The organism is Nonomuraea sp. N2-4H (assembly GCF_045291505.1).
In the GTDB taxonomy this organism is placed as follows: domain Bacteria; phylum Actinomycetota; class Actinomycetes; order Streptosporangiales; family Streptosporangiaceae; genus Nonomuraea; species Nonomuraea fastidiosa.
The window spans coordinates 5,187,882-5,205,857 of sequence record NZ_CP147987.1; the positions used below are offsets into that span (position 1 = coordinate 5,187,882).

The window sequence follows — 17,976 nt, forward strand, 5'->3', positions numbered from 1 at the left end:
CGGGGCCGCGCCGTTGAAGGCGGCCCCGTTTTCCGTCCGGGGCCGCGCCGTTGAAGGCGGCCCCGTTTTCCGTCCGGGGCCGAAGTCTCCCGCCGATTCCCCCGGGACCCCACCGGGTCCACCCGAGCTGCGGACATCGGCGGGCGACCCCGGTGCGCTTACCGGGCCGGTGGGACGGCGGCCAGGTTCACCACCCGTAGTCCGTCGCCCTGCTCCCAGAAGATCACCCCGTCCCCTCCCGACCACTCGCTGAGCGGCTCGAAGGAGACGAGGCCGGCGTCGGCGTCGTACACGCCGGCGTACCCGGGGAAGAACCGGTCGCGGTAGGACTCCCCGTGCAAACCCTTGACCACCCGCGCGTCACGGCCGTCCGTCCGCTGCACCACAGTGTCCTGCCCGCGCTGCCCCGCGCACCAGGTGGCCCGGCAGCGCAGCCCTTCGACCCCGCGCGCCGCCCGGATCGTCACCTTCTTGCCCGTCTCAAGGTTCACCAGGCGGGTGGCGCTGTGCTTGAGGGCGAGCGGCTCGTCGGTGGCCCACGGCCAGCCGGCGAGCTGTAGCCCCGCCGACCTGGGCACCTTCTTCGCCGCTCCCCCGCCGATGGGCATCCGCCACACCCCGTCGAGCGGGCTCGACCAGATCACCTGATCGCCCGCCAGCTCCAGCCGATCGACGGAACGGCCCTCGGCGCGGCCCACCCGCCGCGCCTGGCCGGTGCCGCGCAGCGGCGCGACCCACACCCAGCCATCGGTCAGCCAGGCGGCGTGCTCGTCATCGACGGTCAGCGCCGTGATCTCGCCGGACGGTGTGGCCACCGTCGTGAACCGCCCGGTGGTGACGTCGTAAACGCCGATCGTGCCGCGGTTTTCCCTGACCAGCAGCCGTGTGGCGTCGATGGCGGCCAGCGGCCGGTAGGCCGCCGGGACGGTGACCATGGCGCCCGGCCACACCCGCTCGATCTCCCTGCCCGGCCTTGACGCGTCCGGCCCCTGCGTGAGGCTTCCGTCCGGCCATGACGCGCCGTCCCTGCCCGGACCCGGCGTAGCGTCTCCCTCCGGCCCAGACGCCGTGTCCCTGTCGGGCCGCGGCGTGCGGCCGAGGTTCGCCTTGTCCCCGTCCGGCCCTGGCGCGGACTCCCTGCCCGATCCCGGCGTCTCCAGCCCTGATGCAGGGACCGCCGTGCTCGGGGTTTCCGTGCTCGGGGCTGCCGCGCTCGAAGGTGCCGCGCTCGGGGCCGCCGCGCTGGGGGCCGCCGCGCTGGGGGCGGCGGTGCCGCCCGCGCCGGGTCCGGGGATCGGCTGGGGCGGGGACGGCCACGCGGTCACCACCGCCCACCCGAGCGCGAGCGCGCACGCCGACGCCAGCACGGCCCCCGTCCGGCGGCGCCGCCGGTCCCGCCGTCGCGCCGCCAGGGCGGCGAGCAGGTCGTGCTGCGGAGCCCGTTCCGCGATCGTCCGCAACGCCTCGGCCAGCCGCTCCTCAGCCAGCCGATCATCGACCGCCTGATCATCGGCCGCCTCGTCATCAACCAGCCCGGCTTCGATCAGCGGCCCTTCGACCAGCGACCCCTCGACCAGCGGACCACCGAACAGCGGGCCCTTGGCCAGCTCGGCCCTATCCAGCTCGGGCTCGGCCAGCCCAAGTTTGGTCAGCCCGGCCTCGGTCCGCTCGACCCTGGTCAGCCCGGCCCCGCTCGCCTCAACCTCGGCCGACTCGGCCCCGCTCAGCCCGGCCCCACTCACCCCAGCCCCGGTCGTCTCGGCCCCACTCACCCCAGCCTTGATCGACTCGACCTCGGTCAGCCCGGCCCCACTCACCTCAACCTCGGCCGACTCGGCCTTGGTCGGCTGCTTGGCCGGGCGCTCATCGTCGGTTCTCATGCCTGCCTCCCCGACAGTGCCCGTGCGCGGGCGCGGAGTGTGGCGAGCGCGCGGGACGCCTGGCTGCGTACGGTCGCCTGGGAGATCCCGAGGATCGCGGCGATCTCACCGTCGCCGAACCCCTCGTGGTAGCGCAGCACCAGCACCGCCCGTTGCTTCGGCGGCAGAGCGCGCAGCCGCTCCCAGACCTCCCGCAGGTCCTCCTCGTCCTCCCGGACCGGCGACGGCACCTCGTCCGTGAGCTGCTCCCGCCGGCGGCGCCGCCACCACGTCACGTGCTGCCTGGCCATGATCGTGCGGACGTAGCCCTCCGGGTCGTCCTTCCTTCTGACCCGGCGCCAGGTGGAGTTCAGCTTGAGCAGCGCCTCCTGCACCAGGTCCGCGGCGTCGTCGGCGTTCCCCGTCAGCACGAGCCCGTACCGCAGCAGCGCCGGCCCCCTGGCCCGGACGAAATCCTCGAACTCCACCTCCCAGGACGCCCGGGCCGCGGCTTTCGTTGCAAGAATCTTCGCGGGCGTCAGGCGACCCTGGTGTAGACGAGGGTGAAGTCGTGCCGCCACGGGCCGCCGTTCTCCGACGCCTCCCATGCGCCCTCGATCGTCTTGCCGTCCGCCGAGATCGTGCCGCGGTAGCGCTGCGCGAAAGCCGGGTCGTCGCGCCAGATGCGCAGCTCGCCGTCCTCCAGGGTCAAGAGGTAGTCGCGGGTGACGCCGCGCGAGTCGTACAGGTGCTGCACGAACACCTCCGGCCGGTCGCTCAGGCCGATGACGCACATGCCGTCGGGGGCGTCGGGGTGCTCGTTGGTGTAGGTCTGAATGAGGAAGTGCCGCCGCTCCATCCAGGTGAACATGGTGCGCCCGCGTCCGACGATCTCGGGGCTGCCGGGGCCGAAGAAGCCCGGCTCGAAAATGGAGGCCGTCTCCCACTCCCCCACCAGCACGTCCAGCCGGTCGAGTGCGGGCGATCGGTCGGACGGCACGTCGGCGGGGGCTGCCTTCTGCTCACTCATGGCGATGATTCCTCTCGTCATGCCGGATACGTCCTTGCCACCGTGTTGACTCCCACCGAGCACGAAACTCATCGCCGGCGTGTCGCACCACCGCACCCCCTCGCCGCCCCAGAAGCACGACCGCGTACCCGCAGGAAACCGTGGGGCGCGCGTGCGTGTCCGTCGGTGCATGCGCGAGCCCGGGCGCCGCGTTACGCGGGGCCCGGGCTCGGGAGCCGTGAGGCTCAGGGGTTTCGGCGGTTTATGGTCAGGCGGGGATGATGTTCTCCGCCTGCGGGCCCTTCTGGCCCTGTACGACGTCGAAGGACACCTTCTGTCCCTCGGTGAGCTCGCGGTAGCCGCTGCCGTTGCTGACGATGTTGGAGTAGTGGGCGAAGACGTCGGCGCCGCCGCCGTCCTGGGCGATGAAGCCGAAGCCCTTTTCCGAGTTGAACCACTTCACGGTGCCTGTCGCCATGTCGATCTCCTTAGAAATGCGCAGATCAGACGGAATCCGCACTTTGCGGAATCCGTGTCGCCACGATGTGCCCATCCGGAAATGACCGGCGAACAAAAAATGCGCCTGATAGCAATCTGTCAGGCGCACACAAAGTCTTTTATGGGAACCACAACTGCAACGCCGCCAGGCTAGCACAGCAATCCGGGATTGACGCTTGAGCGCGCCGTCTCTTTTTCTCGGATCTGACGGTGAAATTACCTGGTTTGCGGTGCTTTCCTGAGGGGTACAGGGCCGCCCGTCCGTGCGTCCGTGCGTCCGTGCGTCCGTGCGTCCGTGCGTCCGTGCGTCCGTGCGTCCGTGCGTCTGCGCCCCCTGCGCCCCCTGCGCTTCCACGCCCTCACCCTCGCCCCTCGCGCCCCTGCACGCGGCGTTCTTTGCGCCCTGCGCCTTGTGCCCCCACGCCTCGCAGTCCGACGCCCTTGCGCGCTTGCGCCTCGCGTCCCTACGCCTCGTGTCCGAGCGCCTCGCACCCCAACGCCCCACAGGGCCAGGCGGTCGCTGCCAGCAAGGCGTGAGCGCGGACCGCTTCGGCGAACGGGGAATACGGGTTGATCTCCAGAGCGCGGGTGAGGCGCGTGCGGGCCCACGCGAGGTGCCCACGGGCGCACTCGATCTCACCCCGATGGCAAGAGAACAACGCATCGCGGCCCCAAGCGCGGCGGCGCGAGCAGCGTAGCGCGCTGCCTCAGCGTGACGGCAGGCTCGTGTGAAGTACCCAGGCGAGGGCGTCGGCAGGCTCGCTCTCGGCCGAGCCGGCCTGCTGCCGGAGTCGTTCACCCACCCGTCCCGCCCCGAAGGACAAGTCCTCCCCGCGCCGTCACGCGGTCTCCGCCAGCAGGGCGCGGGCGCGGACCGCCCCTCCGGGTGAGAAGTACGGGTTGATCTCCAGGGCCCGGGTGAGGTGCGTACGGGCCCAGGCAAGGTGCCCACGGGCGTACTCGATCTCACCCCGGTGATAGGAGAACAACGCGTTGCGGCCACCGAGCGCGGCGGCGCGAGCAGCGTAGCGGGCGGCCTCAGCGTGACGGCCGGCCCGGTGGAGGGCCCAGGCGAGGGCGTCGGCGACTTCGACGGCCTGCCGTCGCGCCCATTCGAGCCGCAGGTGGCGTACGGCGGTGCGCGGGTCGCCGTGGTCGGCTTGGAACACCCCGATGGCGTAGTGGTCGGTGGCGCCGTTGGCGGCCAGCACCTTGTGGTGGGCCACGAACGCGGCGTACTGCTGCCGGGCGCCCGCATGATCGCCGAGGTGGTCGAGCAGCTCGCCGTACTCGACGGCGTAGGCGGGCGAGCGGGCGACGGCCGCGGCGTAGTCGCGGCGGGCCTGGTCGTGGTCGCCGAGCGCGGCTTCGGTGCGCGCCTTGCCGGCCCGCGCGGGCACGTGGCCGGGGTCGGCCGCCAGAGCCAGCGTGTACGCGGCCCGCGCCGCCGACGGGTCGCCCTCGTCCCAGGAGAGGTCTGCGAGCTGGCATTGGCAGGAGGCGTATTCGGCGGGGTCGGCGGCGAGGCGGCAGGCGCGGCGCAGCAGCTCGCGCGCCGGGCCGACGCGGCCGCGGAGGTGTTCGATGCGGGCGGCCCTGCTGTAGGAGGCCAGGTCGGGGCGGCCGTCGAGCATGCGGCGCAGGGCGCGTTCCGCCCGGTCGTACTGGCCGAGCTGGAGGTAGGCGTCGGTGAGCACGCCGTAGAGGGCCCAGCGGTGCGGGGCGGCGGCGCGGGCGCGTACGGCCCAGCGGACCGCGCCGGTGTGGTCGTGGCGGGCGTTGGCCAGCTCGCCCATGCCGATGACGGCATCGACGGGCGGCCGGCCGCCGGCTCCGAGCCGCAGGGAGCGTTCGAGAGCGGCCTCGGCCTTGGCGTGGTAGCCGGTCTCGGTGGTGCGGCGGGCCTGCTGGAGGTACATGTGGCCGAGGTTCGCCCAGACCGCCGCGTCGCGGGGGTCGCGGCTCAGCCGGCGCCGGGCGGCCTCGATGGTGACCGCCGGGTCGTACGACGCACCTGCCGAGGGCCCGGGCTGCGGCGGCTCCTCATCGCGTATGACGCCCGTGGGGGTGTGCGGGGCGAGCAGGAGGCCGCCCAGCAGCACGCATCCCAGCAGGGGCAGCACAAGCCGTACGCGTTTCATCTGTTCGAGGTGTCCTCGTGAGGGGGATGGCGGAGGGGGGACTGCCGGTCAGAACGGCAGTATCGGGGCGGGCCGCGCCGAGGTGCGCCGGATGGCGTCGTTCACGAGCTTGATGCCGCGCAGGCCGGGCGAGGTGCCGGCGGGGACGGGCCGGCTGGGCGCGCCCTGCCAGGCGATGGCGATGTCGGCCCAGTGGGCGCCGCCGCGCAGGCGGGTGCCGAGCTCTCTGTTGAGGTCGTCGGCCCAGCTCTGGTGGAGGGTCAGGGCGACCTTGCGCGGCCCGACGCCGCCGCCGTGCCGGACGAACGTGCCGGGGTCGAGCGCCTGCCGGAGGCTGAAGGTGGCGAGGGTCAGCTCGCCGCGCGGCCTCGACTCGCCGTTGACGGTGGGGGTGGCGAGGATCGCGCTGCCGCCGCCAGTGGCGAAGAGCATGCGGAAGGTGTCGATCTCGTACGTGACGCCGACCTCGTCCTCGGTGAAACGGAAGCCGCCGGGGTGGCAGATCCGCCCGCTGGGCGTCTCGATGGTGTCGTAGCGCTCACCGACGGGCATCCACAGCGCCCTGCCACCGTCGACCGGCTCGACCGGGCCGAGCGCCGAGAACCCGATGCCGGCCCTCTTCAGCTCGTCGACGAACGCGGCCGAGAGCGTCACCTTCGCGCCGCCGTCCCTGGACAGGTAGCTGCCGACCTGCCCGTACGCGAGACAGCCCGTGTCGGGGCGGACGGCGGCGGCGGGCTGGACGGCGAGCAGGACTGCGGCCAGCGCGGTGCCGCCGGCGACAAGGGACGCACGGGTCAGGCGCATGCGTGGTGCTCCTTCGGGGGAAGCGGGGGGACGGCGCCGGGAGTGTCCGCACCGGCGCACGCTCTTGATTACGGTGAGTAGTTATACCACCGCGTTACGGAATCGCGGGCCGGGTTTTCCCAGCTCCCCGCGCCTTCCGCGCACGGCGAAACCCTCCCGGATCGATACGGCCACACCATCCGCCTTAGTGTTGATGAAAATCAATATGCTGCGAGCCACCAACGACTGCTGACCGGCCAGTGGTCTAGATCACGTGGATGAAAATCAATGTTGACACCCCTCTGCCGGAGGCCGGAGAGTGCCGGTATCAGAGGAGGTTTCACGTCATGAACAGCACCACCGCGCCGGCGGGCAACGGGCAGGGCATCGACGTGCCCAGAGGACTCAGCGGCGTCGTCGTCACCGAGACGCACCTGAGCGACGTCCGCGGCCGTGAGGGCTTCTACCACTATCGCCAGTACTCCGCGATCGAGCTCGCGGAGAAGCGGACGTTCGAGGACGTCTGGCATCTGATGCTGCTCGGCACGCTGCCGTCCGGCGAGGAGCGGCGCCGCTTCCTGGAGCGCACGCTTGCGCTGCGCCGCGTCCCCGACGCGCTGCGACCCGTGCTGCCCGCCCTGGCCGCGCCGGACGGCGGGCCGCTGGACGCCGCGCGCAGCGCCGTGTCGGCGGCGGGCGCCATGCTCGGGATGAAGCCGCTGTACGACCTCTCCCCCGAGCGCCGCCTTGACGACGCGCTGCGGGTGAGCGCGCTGATGCCGACGCTGCTGACCGCGCTGCACCGGCTCTCGCTCGGCCTGGAGCCGGTCGAGCCGCGCGACGACCTCGCCTACGCCGCCAACTACCTCTACATGCTCACCGGCGAGGAGCCGGACCCCGCGCACGCCAGGGCGATCGAGCAGTACCTGATCTCCACCGTCGACCACGGTTTCAACGCCTCCACGTTCACGGCGCGGGTGATCGCCTCGACGGGCGCCGACCTGGCCTCCTGCGTGGTGGGGGCGCTCGGCGCGCTGTCGGGGCCGCTGCACGGCGGCGCTCCCAGCCGCGCCCTGGAGACGCTCGACGAGATCGGCACGCCCGACCGCATCGACTCCTGGGTCCGCGAACGCGTGCTGGCCGGCGATCGCATCATGGGCTTCGGCCACGCCGTCTACCGCACCGAGGACCCGCGCTCGCGCCTGCTGTCGGGCATCGCGCGGAGCTTCGGCGGCGAGCTGGTGGACTTCGCGCACGAGGTCGAGCGGCGGGTCGTCGAGATCCTGGCCGAGCTCAAGCCGGGCCGCGAGCTGCACACCAACGTCGAGTTCTACGCGGGCGTGGTGATGGAGCTGTGCGGGGTGCCGCGCTCGATGTTCACGCCGACGTTCGCCGCGGCGCGTACGGTCGGGTGGTGCGCCAACATCCTCGAGCAGGCCGCCGACCGCAAGATCATCAGACCGGCGGCGCGGTACGTGGGCGCCACCCCGCCCCAGCCCGTGCCCGCCTGAGCAGCCGCAGGACGCTCATCGCGCGCCGCCGGAGCGTGCCGTTGTGCCCCCGCAGCGGCGCGCGGTAGCCTGCGCTCGGGTGTCCAACTGCTGGTACACCCGTGGTTTGGTCGAGTGAGGTGCTGGTGGTCACGGGTAGGGTACTGCGGTTCGATCAGGTTCGGGGTTACGGGTTCATCGCGCCGGATACCGGCGGCGCCGACGTCTTCCTGCACGCGAACGACCTGCTGGACGACAAGCACGCGCTCAGGCCCGGGACCATCGTGGAGTTCCGCCTTGAGGGCGGCGACCGGGGGCTGAAGGCGTCCGACGTACGCATCGTCGGTCAGCGGGGCACGACCGCCCACACGCAGGGCTCCTACGCCGGCTCCCACGAGAGCGGCGGCGACGACCTGTGCGAGGTGCTGTCGGAGTCGGAGTTCAAGCGAGAGATCACCGAGCTGCTCATCACGACGGTCCCGACGCTGACGGGCACGCAGATCGCGGCCATCCGGCAAGAGCTGTCGTCGCTCGCCAAGAGCTACAAGTGGGTCGAGAGCTGAGCCCAGGCCGCCTCACGTGCCGCTGAGCGCCCTGAACCGTTCGTGTGCGGCCTGCTTGCTGATGCCCATCGCCTCACCGACCTCCGCCCACGACGCGCCACCCGCCCTGGCCGCGGTGACGGCCTGATCGAGGAGCGTGCGCTGCCAGCTCTCGACCTGCGACAGCAGGGTGAGCGCGGCGAGCGGCCGCTCCCCCGCCAGCCGTACGATCTCCTGGCACAGCAGATCCGACTTGACCACCAGCCAGTTCGGCGGCGCGGCGGCGATGAGGGCGGCCGCGTGCTTGCTCCACCACCGGTACTCGGCGTCCTTGAGCCCCTCCTCCGTGGGCGGGAGCTGGCGGCGGTCGGTCCATCCGCACGAGCACGAGGCCCGGTATCCGACGAACGTCTTGGTGAAGACGGGTGAGGTCGGGGCGGCCTGGCCGTCGGGGAGCACCGGGGCGGCGAAGCCCTCGTGGCCGGGGATGTCAGGGGAGCGGAAACTCATAGTCGTCAAGAATCCCTGACGATTTCTCTCCGCACAACTCGATCTTGTACGTGCTCAGCGGCCGGGCAGGCGGCGGGCCAGCTCGGCGTACACGCGTTCCCACTGGTCCTCGAGGTAGAAGTGGCCACCGGGGAAGAGCTCCATGTCGAAACCGGCGGTGGTGTGCCCGGCCCACGCGCTCGTGTCGTCCCGCGTCACCTTCGGGTCCTCCGTGCCGAGGAACGCGGTGATCGGGCAGCTCACCGTCGCCTCCTCCGCGCACCGGTAGCGCTCGACGGCGCGGTAGTCGTTGCGCAGCGTGGGCAGCACGATCGAGACGAACTCGGCGTTGTCGAAGGCGGGCGCGACGGCCGGGTTCAGCGCGCGCACCTCGGCCACCAGGCCCGCGTCGTCCAGGCGGTGCACGCCCTCGTCACGCGAGCGGGACGGCGCGCGCCGGCCCGAGGCGAACAGCCGTACGGGCGGGGCCTGGCCCTCCCGTTCCATGATCCTGGCAACCTCGAACGCGACCGTCGCCCCCATGCTGTGCCCCAGAAAGGCGATCGGCCCTTCCACCGGCGCGGACGTCAGCGCCTCATGGATGCGCTCGGCCAGCACGAAGATGTCGTCGATCATGGGTTCGCCGAAGCGGTCCTGCCGCCCCGGATACTGCACGCCCAGCACCTCGACGGACTCGTGCGCACACCGGGCCAGCGGGGTGAAATCGCCGGCGGCACCACCGGCGTGCGGGAAGCACAGCAGCGTGACCGCGCGCCCGGGAGCCGGGCGCAAGGAGCGGATCCACAGCTCACGGTCGGCGGCGGCGCGGGCGGGCATGTCGTCCTCCAGGCAATGGGGTTGAATCTCAGCGACCACCCAATCATTAGACGATCTACCTAAACAGTGCTCGCCTAGAATGAAGCCATGATCGGCCCGGCCCCGGTGTCCACGTGATCGAATCCATCCTCCCCCCGCAGGTCGTCGCGGTCGAGTCGCGCGACGACGACGATCTCGACGGCGTGCTGTTCCCCGAGGAAGAGGCCCTGGTGGCCCGCGCCGTCGACAAGCGCCGCAAGGAGTTCGCCGCGGCCCGCATCTGCGCCCGCAGGGCGCTCGCGCTGCTCGGCCGTCCGCCTGCGCCCATCCTGTCCGGATCCCGCGGAGAGCCGCTGTGGCCCGACGGCATCGTGGGCAGCATCACCCACTGCGCCGGCTATCGCGGGGCGGTGGCGGCCGTACGGTCCGAGGTGGCGTCCATCGGGATCGACGCCGAGCCCGACGGTCCTCTGCCCGACGGGGTGCTCGACGCGGTCGCGCTGCCCGAGGAGTCGGTGCTCGTACGGGAGCGGGCCGGGCAGGACGGCGTGCACTGGGACCGGCTGCTGTTCTGTGCCAAGGAGGCCGTCTACAAGACGTGGTATCCGCTGACCGGGCGGTGGCTCGGCTTCGAGGAGGCTCGGATCGACCTCGTCGCCGACCCGGCCCCGGCGGTGGTGTCCGGCACAGAGTCCACCCCTGGGTCCGCCCCTGCGCCCGCCCCTGGGTCCGCCCCTGGGTCCGCCCCTGCGCCCGCCGCTCAGCCCGGCGGCGTGCGCGGCAGCTTCAGCGCGCGATTACTCGTCCCGGGGCCGCAGCTCGGCGGGCGTACGCTCCAGGACTTCTCCGGACGCTGGCTGGCGGCCGACGGGCTGATCCTCACCGCCATCGTCCTGCCCTGGGACGACGAGAAGACCGGCGGCTGAGCGGCCAGGACACGCGGCGGACCCGGATGCCGTGCGCGTCACGGTCCGGCGAGTCGTCGTAGAGGCGCTCAACGGGCGGCGTGTCCGGCGGGCCGGCGGCCGACGGGACAGGAGCTCGGGCCGCCGGCGGCCCGGGTCAGGTGAAGGGGGCTGCCAGCTGGTCGAGGGACTGGGCGATCACGTCCTGGAGCGGGCGGGTCTCGTCCTCCGAGCACCACTGCTGGGTGGCCACCCGCAGCGCCGCCAGGAACGTGGCCGCGACGAGCCGGGGGTCGGCGGCCCCGTCGCGTCCGGCCACCGCCTCGCTCAGATCGTTCTCCAGCTGGATCCGGTTGGCGAGCTGGCGGGCGAGCAGGGACGGGTGGCGCATGGCGAGGCGGGCGCGGACGTGCCATTCGCGGTCGGGCCCGTCGTGCTCGTCGAAGAGGCTGTCCAGCGCCCCGCGCAGCGCGAGCCAGGCGGAGCGGTCGGGCGGCTGCTCGCGTACGCGGCGCACGAGGGTGTCGTGCATGTGCTCGTCGCCGTACAGCAGCGCGTCCTCCTTGCCGGCGAAGTAGTTGGAGAACGTCCGGCGCGAGATGTTGGCGGCGTCGGCGATGGCCTCGACGGTGACGTTGTCGAGGCCGTGTTCGACGGTGAGCCGCAGCGCGGCCTCGTGCACGGCCTGCCGCGTCTCTGCCTTCTTGCGCTCGCGCAACCCTGCTGTACTGCCCATGGTGCGACATAGTTTACCCATTGGGAATAAATGCTCAATGAGCAAAGTTGCCGCTTGAGCATGTAAAGTGTCCCAGTTGCTTCCCTTACACACCCTGAACGGAGGTTGCGTGTGAGTGCCCAGCCGGCAGCGCCGTCCGCGGCGGAGCCGATGACCCACCGCCAAATCCTCAACGCCCTCAGCGGCCTCCTGCTCGTCCTGTTCGTCGCCATGATCAGCGCCACCATCGTCTCGGTGGCGCTGCCGCAGATCATCGGCGCGCTGAACGGCAGCCAGTCGCAGTACACGTGGGTCGTCACCGCATCCCTGCTGGCCTCGACCGCCTCGACGCCCATCTGGGGCAAGCTCGCCGACCTGTTCAACAAGAAGCTGCTGCTCCAGATCTCCATTGTTATCTTCATGGTCAGCTCGCTGGCCTGCGGGTTCGCACAGAACACCGGCCAGCTCATCGCCTTCCGCGCCCTGCAGGGCCTGGGCATGGGCGCGCTGCAGATCCTCACCCAGGTCGTGATCGCCGCCATGATCCCGCCGAAGGAGCGCGGCCGGTACAACGGCTACCTCGGCGCCGTCATGGCCGTCGCCACCGTCGGGGGCCCGCTGCTCGGCGGCCTCATCGCCGACACCTCCTGGCTCGGCTGGCGCTGGTGCTTCTTCATCGCCGTGCCGTTCACCATCGCCGCGTTCGCGCTGCTCGCCAAGACCCTCCACATGCCCACCGTGCGCCGCGCCGACGTCAGCATCGACTACTGGGGCGCCGCGCTCATCGCCGCCGGCGTCAGCGTCCTGCTCATCTGGGTGACCTTCGTCGGCAACTCCTTCGACTGGCTGTCCTGGCAGACCGCCGCCATGGTCGGCGGTGGCGTGGCGCTGCTCGCGCTGGCCACGTACGTGGAGTCGAAGGTGCGCGAGCCGGTCGTGCCGCTGCACGTCATCAAGCGCCGCGACCCCGCGCTCGCCATCCTGGCCAGCCTCTCGGTCGGCATGGCCATGTTCGGCGGCGCGGTCTTCCTCGGCCAGTACTTCCAGATCGGCCGCGGCTACGGCCCGACGGCCGCCGGTCTGCTGACCATCCCGATGATGGTGGGCGTGCTGTTCTCCTCGACGATCAGCGGCCGGATGGTCTCCAAGAGCGGCCAGACGAAGCCGTACATCCTGGTCGGCCTGGTCGTGCTGCTCGCCGGGTTCGGCGGGCTGTCCACCATCGACCACGAGACGTCGCTGGTGCTGGTCTCGCTCTTCATGCTCGCCGTCGGCATCGGCGTCGGCATGTCGATGCAGAACCTCGTCCTGGTCATCCAGAACACCGTCCCGCTGCGCGAGGTCGGCGCGGCGAGCGGCGCCATCACGTTCTTCCGCTCGCTCGGCGGCACCGTCGGCGTGTCCGTGCTCGGCGCGGTGCTGGCCAACCGGGTGGCGACGAGCATCACGGAAGGGCTGGCCAAGGCCGGCATCCCGGTGACCGGCGACGGCGCCGCGGCGAGCGGCAGCCTCAACATCGCCGCGCTGCCCGAGCCGATCAAGCAGATCGTGCGCGCCGCGTACGGTGACGCGACCGGCCACATCTTCCTCGTCTCGGCCGGCATCGCGGTGGTCGGGCTCATCGCGGCGTTCTTCCTCAAGCCGGCGAAGCTGCGCGACAGCCTCGACCTGCCGGCTCAGCCGATGAAGGAGGACGCTCCCACCCCGGCCAGTCCCGCGTAAGGCGTCAACAAACCCGGAAGGCCGTAAGAGCCCGGTGGCCGCGTGAGCCTTCGGGAGAGCCGGAAGACCCGAAGGACCCGGAAGGCCGCGTTCCCGTCTCGCCCGCGGGGACGCGGCCTTCCGTCACTTTCCCGCCGCGGGCAGGACGGAGCGGACGGCCTCCTCCGTACGGGCGACCACCGCCGACCCGTCGTCGGCCGTGATGATCGGCCGCTGGATGAGCACGGGATGGGCCGCGAGCGCCTCGATCCACCGCTCGCGGGCGGCGGCGTCGCGCGGCCAGGAGGCCAGGCCCAGCTCCTTGGCGACCGTCTCGCCGGTCCTCGTGATGTCCCAGGGTTCGAGTCCGAGCCTGGCCAGCAGGTCGCGCAGCTCGTCGGCGCTCGGCGGGTCGTCGAGGTAGCGGCGTACGGTGTAGCCGGCGCCCTCGGCGTCGAGCACGGACAGCGCGGCGCGGCATTTGGAGCAGGCCGGGTTGATCCAGATCTCCATGGCCACCGACAGTACCGGGGCCCTCATCACTTGTCCCGGATCAGGTCAGCACCCGCCTGCCGTCGCCCATCCTGACCTCTCCCCTGCCTATAACGGAGCGATCCGAAGGGGGAGGCGTTTCATGAGGATCGCACGCATCGCCACAGGGCTGGGACTGCTGGCAGCCCTGCTCGTACCGGGGCAGGCCACGGCGGAACCGGCCGCGCCCGCGCCGCGCCCGCTGAATTTGGTGCTCGACGGCCGCTCGTTCACGCTCAAGAACGCCTTCGCGATCCTGGAGGGCCGCCCGGTCTCGGCCAGAATCGCGCCGAACGCGCAGGCGACGATGGCGCGGACGCGGGCGGGCGCGCTCGAAGCGCTGGAGAGCGGGCAGCGGGTGTACGGCTGGAACCAGGCGCTCGGGCCGCTGAAGGACCGGCCACTCTCGCCGGAACAGGCCGAGCAGTTCCAGCGCAACGTGCTCCGCTCGCACGCCGCCGGGGTCGGCGAGCCCGTGCCCGATCACGTGGCCAGGCTGGCGCTGGTCATCAAGGCCAACCAGATGGCACGCGGCACGTACGGCGTGCGCCCCGAGCTGCCGCAACGGCTCCTCGCCCTGGTCAACGCCGGGGTCGTGCCCAGGATGCCGCAGATCGGCTCGCTCGGCACCGGCGACCTGCAGCCGCAGGCCGCGGCCGGGCTGGCGGCGATCGGCGAGGATGCGCCGGTGCGGTACGCGGGTGAGGAGGGGCCCGCGTCCGCCCTGCTGCCCAAGGCCGGGCTGCCGGCCTCGTTCACGCTCAAGGCCGGGGAGGCGCTGCCGATCGTCAGCGGCAGCACGGTCGTGGCGGCCCTGCTCATGGACGCCGTACGCCGGGCCACGGTACTCGCCGACCAGGCGGAGGGCGCCTTCGCGCTGTTCATGGAGGCGACCAGGGCCGAGCAGGGATCCTTGGACGCGCGTACGCACAAAGAACGGCACATCCCCGAGGAGAACGCGGTCGCTGCGCGGCTGCGGGCGATGGTGGCGGGCTCGGGCTGGATGACCGAGGAGGGCCGCAAGCGGCTCGACCCCGAGAACTACGAGCCCCGGGTGCAGGACGCGGTGTCCGTACGGGCCGCGCCGCACATCCTCGCCGGGCTGCGGCACGTGCTCGCCGACGCCCGCCGCACCCTCGTACGCGAGGCGAACTCCTCCACCTCCAACCCGCTCGTCTTCCGGCGCAAGCAGGGCACCGGCTACGAGTTCGTCATGGGCGGCAACTGGGACGCCTCGATCATGGGGCACCTCGCCGACAGCCTCAACGCGGAGATCGCCGACGTCGCCGTCCTGTCGCAGGAGCTGTCCGGGCGGCTGCTGTCGCCCCGCTGGAGCTACGGCCTGCCCGCGAACCTCGCGGGCGGCATGCCGGGGCTGAACTCCGGCATGGTGCAGGTGCAGTCCGTCGCCGCGGCGCTGATCCCGGAGCTGCAGGTCAGGGCCACCCCGGCCGGTACGCTGTCCCGCCCGGTCAAGGACGGCCAGGAGGACCACAACACGATGGCCATGGCCTCGGCCCGGCACCTGCACGAGAACCTCGACCGGCTGGAGATCGTGCTGGCGGTGCAGTACCTGATGGCCGCCCAGGGCATCGATCTGATCGCGGACAAGATGACCGGCCTGCCGCTCGGCCCCGGCACCCGCGCCCTGCACGCGGAGCTGCGCCAGTACGTCGCACCACTCGGTGACGACCGCTACATGACGCCTGATCTGGAGCGGGTCGTCGCGCTGATCAGGAACGGCCGCCTCGTGCCGCCGCCGACGACCACCCGCCCCTGACCCCACCCGCACCCGCCGCCGTCGCCGGCACCGGCGTCAGTGCGCCCCTGAGCACGACCGCTCCCGCCGCCGTCGCCGGCGTCAGTGCACCCCTGAGCACGAAGGGGCGCCGGAGCGGAGGGGTGTTCGACGGCGGGCGAGGACGGCGGCGCGGTTTTCCTGCTTCTTGACAAATCCTGACAAGCCTGACCTGCGGGAACACAAGTTCCTGAATGCCGGTTTCGTTGCGTTCTCAGGTAAGGGCTCTACAGTGGGCACGCGATCGCCCCGACCGACGACGCAATGAGGGAGTAGCAACGCGCATGTCCGTGACCCCTCGGGACCCTGCAGACAGCCAGGTGCCGCGCGTCCGCGGCAACGACTACCGCGTCCTGCGGCCGCCGGAGCGGTTCACGCCCCGGTTGCGGGTCAGCGTGGTCATCCCCGCCTACGGCGCCCAGGACAAGCTCGACCTGGTGCTCGCGGGGCTGGCGCGGCAGACGTATCCGGCGGAGCTGACCGAGATCATCGTGGTGGACAACGGCAGCGATCCGCCGCTGCGGCTGCCCGAGGGCAGCGCCGCCCGTCTGGTGGTGTGCGAGCGGCCGGGCCGGGCCGCCGCCCGTAACGCCGGGCTCGCGGAGGCGACCGGCGACGTCATCCATTGGCTCGACTCCGACGTGGTGCTCACGCCGGGCGCCCTCGAGGCGCACATGCGCTGGCACCACACGGCCCCCTATCTCTCGGTGACCGGCTACATCCGCTTCACCAGCGCCCCGCTGCCCGACGAGCTGCCCGATGACCTGGAGGCGGCGTTCGAGCCGGCCGAGCCGCACGCCTGGCTGGTGGGCCTGGTGGAGCGGACCGACGGGCTCACCGCCAACCCGATACGCCCGTTCAGCCTGCACGTCGGCGGCGCCACCTCGGTCAGCAGGCGGCTCATCGAGGCCGCAGGGCCGATGGACGAGGAGCTGATCCTCGGCCAGGACACCGAGATGGGCTACCGGCTCGCGCAGGCGGGCGCGGTGTTCGTACCGGAGCCCAAGGCTCGCGCCTATCACCTCGGGCCGACCATGCGGATGCGGGAGCAGAAGCGCATCGACCGCGTCAGCCACGCTTTCGTCGCCGACCGCATCCCCACCTATCAGTGGCTGCGCACCCACCCCGCGCGGCAGAGGAAGATCCCGCACGTCACCGCCGTCGTCTCCGGCACCGCCGGGTACGAGGCCGTGCGCTCCAGCGTGGACGCCCTGCTCGCCTCGACGGTGCCGGACCTGTCCGTCGTCGTGACCGGCCCCTGGGACACCCTCGACCGCGACCGCCGCGCCCCGCTCAGGGACCCGAACCTCGATCTGGTGCTGGTCCACGGCCACTACGAGCACGAAGGCCGGGTACGCCTGGCGACCACCGAGGAGGTCCACCCGTCGGTGCCGTTCGTGCTGCGGCTGCCCGCCGGGTGGATGCCGGGCGAGGACAGCGTGGCGCGGCTGCTGCGGCTGGCCCGCAACGAAGCGCTCGGGCTGATCAGGGTGCTGCTGGACGAGACGCCTGACGGGGTGGTCGAGGCCCGGCTCGAACGCGTGGCGTCCTTCTCGCGCGCCCGGCTGGTCGCCCGTCCAGGCGAGCCGCTGGAGGACGCGGTGGACGACGTGTCCGGGGTGCGGTGGGTGACCGGCGAGGAGTACGACTTCTCCCCCTCCGGTGACGAGCTGCCCGAGCTGGTGGGGCGGCGGGCCGCGTACAAGGCCAGGGTGCAGGCGCAGGCCGAGGTGGAGCGGCTGACCGAGGAGAACGAGCGGCTGCGCGGCCAGGTCGCCAAGTGGCGCGACGAGGCGGGGCGCTGGCGCAAGAGCACGGTCGAGCTGCGGCGCGAGGTGGGTACGCTGCGGCGCGAGCTGCACGCGGCGCAGCGGCAGGCGCGGCAGCCCGCACCGCCGGTGACCCTGACCGGGCGGGTGAAGCGGGTCATCCGCCGCCGCGTCCTCGACCGCCTGCCCGCCTCCACGCAGAAACCCGCCCAGAAGCCCGTCTCGGACGCCTCCAAACAGGCGACCCAGCAGGCCCAGGCCGCACCGGGGAACGGCACGCACCCGGGCTCGAACGGGCACCAGGGCGGCGCGTAGCCGCCCGACTTCCCGGCATGCGAAGCGGGCGGGGCCGGCGGGGGCGATCCTCGCTGCCGGTCGACCAGCGCTTCGGCCGACACGGCCGTGCTGCCTGCGTGCCTTCCCCGTCCCCGCGGCCTGTACGGCGGACGATGGACAGATGCGATCAGTCCCACGCCTGCCGGTGCTGAGCCTGGCGCTGGCCTCGGGAGCCGTCGACGCCTTCACCTTCCTCTCGCTGGGCCACGTCTTCACCTCGAACATGACCGGCAACCTGGTACTGCTCGGCATCTCGGCGGCCTGGAGCCAGTTCGCCGACGCGGTGGGCTCGCTGGTGGCGCTGGCCGCGTTCACCTGCGGGCTCGCGGCGGCGTTCCGGTTCACGCGCGGGGTGACGGGGTGGGCGCCGCGGACGAGGCTGGCGGTGGCGGCGGAGGCCGAGCTGGTGGCGGTGCTGTTCGCGCTGGCGCTCGGCGCGACGGGCGGCACGCTGCTGGTCCGCCTGCTCCCCCTGGCCGCGCCCGCGCTGGCGCTGTTCGCGGTGACCGTGGCACTCGCCGCCAGCGCGTACGCATGACGCCCCGAGAAAGACCCGGCAGTGTCGGGACGCGGGTGCTGGGTAGGAGGAGC

The 17,976-nt window shown here is 72.1% G+C and carries 17 protein-coding genes; 7 read left to right on the forward strand and 10 right to left on the reverse strand.

All coding sequences use genetic code 11. From position 1 onward, the window contains the following. Window positions 1-158 precede the first annotated feature (158 nt). The 6 genes from WBK31_RS23875 to WBK31_RS23900 all read right to left on the reverse strand — a co-directional run bounded on the left by WBK31_RS23875 (window position 159) and on the right by WBK31_RS23900 (window position 6,314). The gene (locus WBK31_RS23875; protein WP_406673159.1) at window positions 159-1,880 is read right to left on the reverse strand and encodes a hypothetical protein; all 1,722 of its coding nucleotides are present in this window, start codon (window positions 1,878-1,880) and stop codon (window positions 159-161) included. Continuing rightward, window positions 1,877-2,347: a SigE family RNA polymerase sigma factor gene (locus WBK31_RS23880; RefSeq protein ID WP_364055834.1), complete on the reverse strand. Its 471-nt coding sequence runs from the start codon at window positions 2,345-2,347 to the stop codon at window positions 1,877-1,879. The genes WBK31_RS23875 and WBK31_RS23880 overlap by 4 nt, the downstream gene beginning before the upstream one ends. A gap of 50 nt (window positions 2,348-2,397) precedes the next feature. Then, on the reverse strand, window positions 2,398-2,889 hold the full coding sequence (locus tag WBK31_RS23885) for a hypothetical protein (protein ID WP_378787466.1): 492 nt from the start codon (window positions 2,887-2,889) through the stop codon (window positions 2,398-2,400). Window positions 2,890-3,136: 247 nt separating this feature from the next. Then, entirely contained in the window at window positions 3,137-3,346 is a 210-nt protein-coding gene (locus tag WBK31_RS23890; protein WP_364055840.1) for a cold-shock protein, read from the reverse strand. A gap of 859 nt (window positions 3,347-4,205) precedes the next feature. Then, entirely contained in the window at window positions 4,206-5,507 is a 1,302-nt protein-coding gene (locus WBK31_RS23895) for a tetratricopeptide repeat protein (RefSeq protein ID WP_364055843.1), read from the reverse strand. Between the two features lie 48 nt (window positions 5,508-5,555). Beyond that, window positions 5,556-6,314, reverse strand: coding sequence for a hypothetical protein (locus WBK31_RS23900; RefSeq protein WP_364055846.1), 759 nt, complete (start codon window positions 6,312-6,314; stop codon window positions 5,556-5,558). A gap of 326 nt (window positions 6,315-6,640) precedes the next feature. Here WBK31_RS23900 and WBK31_RS23905 point away from each other — a divergent pair, with 326 nt between their 5' ends. Further along, window positions 6,641-7,804, forward strand: coding sequence for a citrate synthase/methylcitrate synthase (locus tag WBK31_RS23905; RefSeq protein ID WP_364055849.1), 1,164 nt, complete (start codon window positions 6,641-6,643; stop codon window positions 7,802-7,804). Window positions 7,805-7,929: 125 nt separating this feature from the next. Continuing rightward, window positions 7,930-8,346, forward strand: coding sequence for a cold shock domain-containing protein (locus WBK31_RS23910; protein ID WP_364055852.1), 417 nt, complete (start codon window positions 7,930-7,932; stop codon window positions 8,344-8,346). 12 nt (window positions 8,347-8,358) lie between these two features. Here the strand turns inward: WBK31_RS23910 and WBK31_RS23915 are convergent, their stop codons facing one another. Beyond that, window positions 8,359-8,835 carry a hypothetical protein gene (locus WBK31_RS23915; protein ID WP_406673160.1) on the reverse strand — a complete coding sequence of 159 codons (477 nt, stop codon included), beginning with the start codon at window positions 8,833-8,835 and terminating at the stop codon, window positions 8,359-8,361. Window positions 8,836-8,889: 54 nt separating this feature from the next. Next, window positions 8,890-9,690 (reverse strand): thioesterase II family protein, encoded by an 801-nt coding sequence (locus WBK31_RS23920; protein ID WP_406673161.1) that lies wholly within the window; start codon window positions 9,688-9,690, stop codon window positions 8,890-8,892. Between the two features lie 74 nt (window positions 9,691-9,764). Here WBK31_RS23920 and WBK31_RS23925 point away from each other — a divergent pair, with 74 nt between their 5' ends. After that, window positions 9,765-10,556: a 4'-phosphopantetheinyl transferase gene (locus WBK31_RS23925; protein WP_406673162.1), complete on the forward strand. Its 792-nt coding sequence runs from the start codon at window positions 9,765-9,767 to the stop codon at window positions 10,554-10,556. 136 nt (window positions 10,557-10,692) lie between these two features. Here WBK31_RS23925 and WBK31_RS23930 read toward each other — a convergent pair whose 3' ends face one another. Continuing rightward, complete coding sequence (locus WBK31_RS23930) at window positions 10,693-11,271, reverse strand: TetR family transcriptional regulator (RefSeq protein WP_364055864.1); 579 nt, start codon at window positions 11,269-11,271, stop codon at window positions 10,693-10,695. 150 nt (window positions 11,272-11,421) lie between these two features. Here WBK31_RS23930 and WBK31_RS23935 point away from each other — a divergent pair, with 150 nt between their 5' ends. Next, window positions 11,422-12,972, forward strand: a complete 1,551-nt coding sequence (locus WBK31_RS23935; protein ID WP_364055867.1) for an MDR family MFS transporter — start codon at window positions 11,422-11,424, stop codon at window positions 12,970-12,972. 123 nt (window positions 12,973-13,095) lie between these two features. Here the strand turns inward: WBK31_RS23935 and WBK31_RS23940 are convergent, their stop codons facing one another. Beyond that, a complete protein-coding gene (locus WBK31_RS23940) occupies window positions 13,096-13,491 on the reverse strand; it encodes an arsenate reductase family protein (protein WP_364055870.1) in 396 nt (131 codons plus the stop codon). Between the two features lie 94 nt (window positions 13,492-13,585). On the opposite strand from WBK31_RS23940, the gene hutH reads away from it, so the two are divergent. From hutH to WBK31_RS23955, 3 genes are all read left to right on the forward strand, one after another. Next, window positions 13,586-15,262 carry a histidine ammonia-lyase gene (gene hutH, locus WBK31_RS23945; RefSeq protein ID WP_406673163.1) on the forward strand — a complete coding sequence of 559 codons (1,677 nt, stop codon included), beginning with the start codon at window positions 13,586-13,588 and terminating at the stop codon, window positions 15,260-15,262. 302 nt (window positions 15,263-15,564) lie between these two features. Then, entirely contained in the window at window positions 15,565-17,364 is a 1,800-nt protein-coding gene (locus WBK31_RS23950) for a glycosyltransferase (RefSeq protein WP_406673164.1), read from the forward strand. Window positions 17,365-17,506: 142 nt separating this feature from the next. Continuing rightward, complete coding sequence (locus tag WBK31_RS23955; protein WP_406673165.1) at window positions 17,507-17,923, forward strand: DUF1275 family protein; 417 nt, start codon at window positions 17,507-17,509, stop codon at window positions 17,921-17,923. Window positions 17,924-17,976 lie beyond the last annotated feature (53 nt).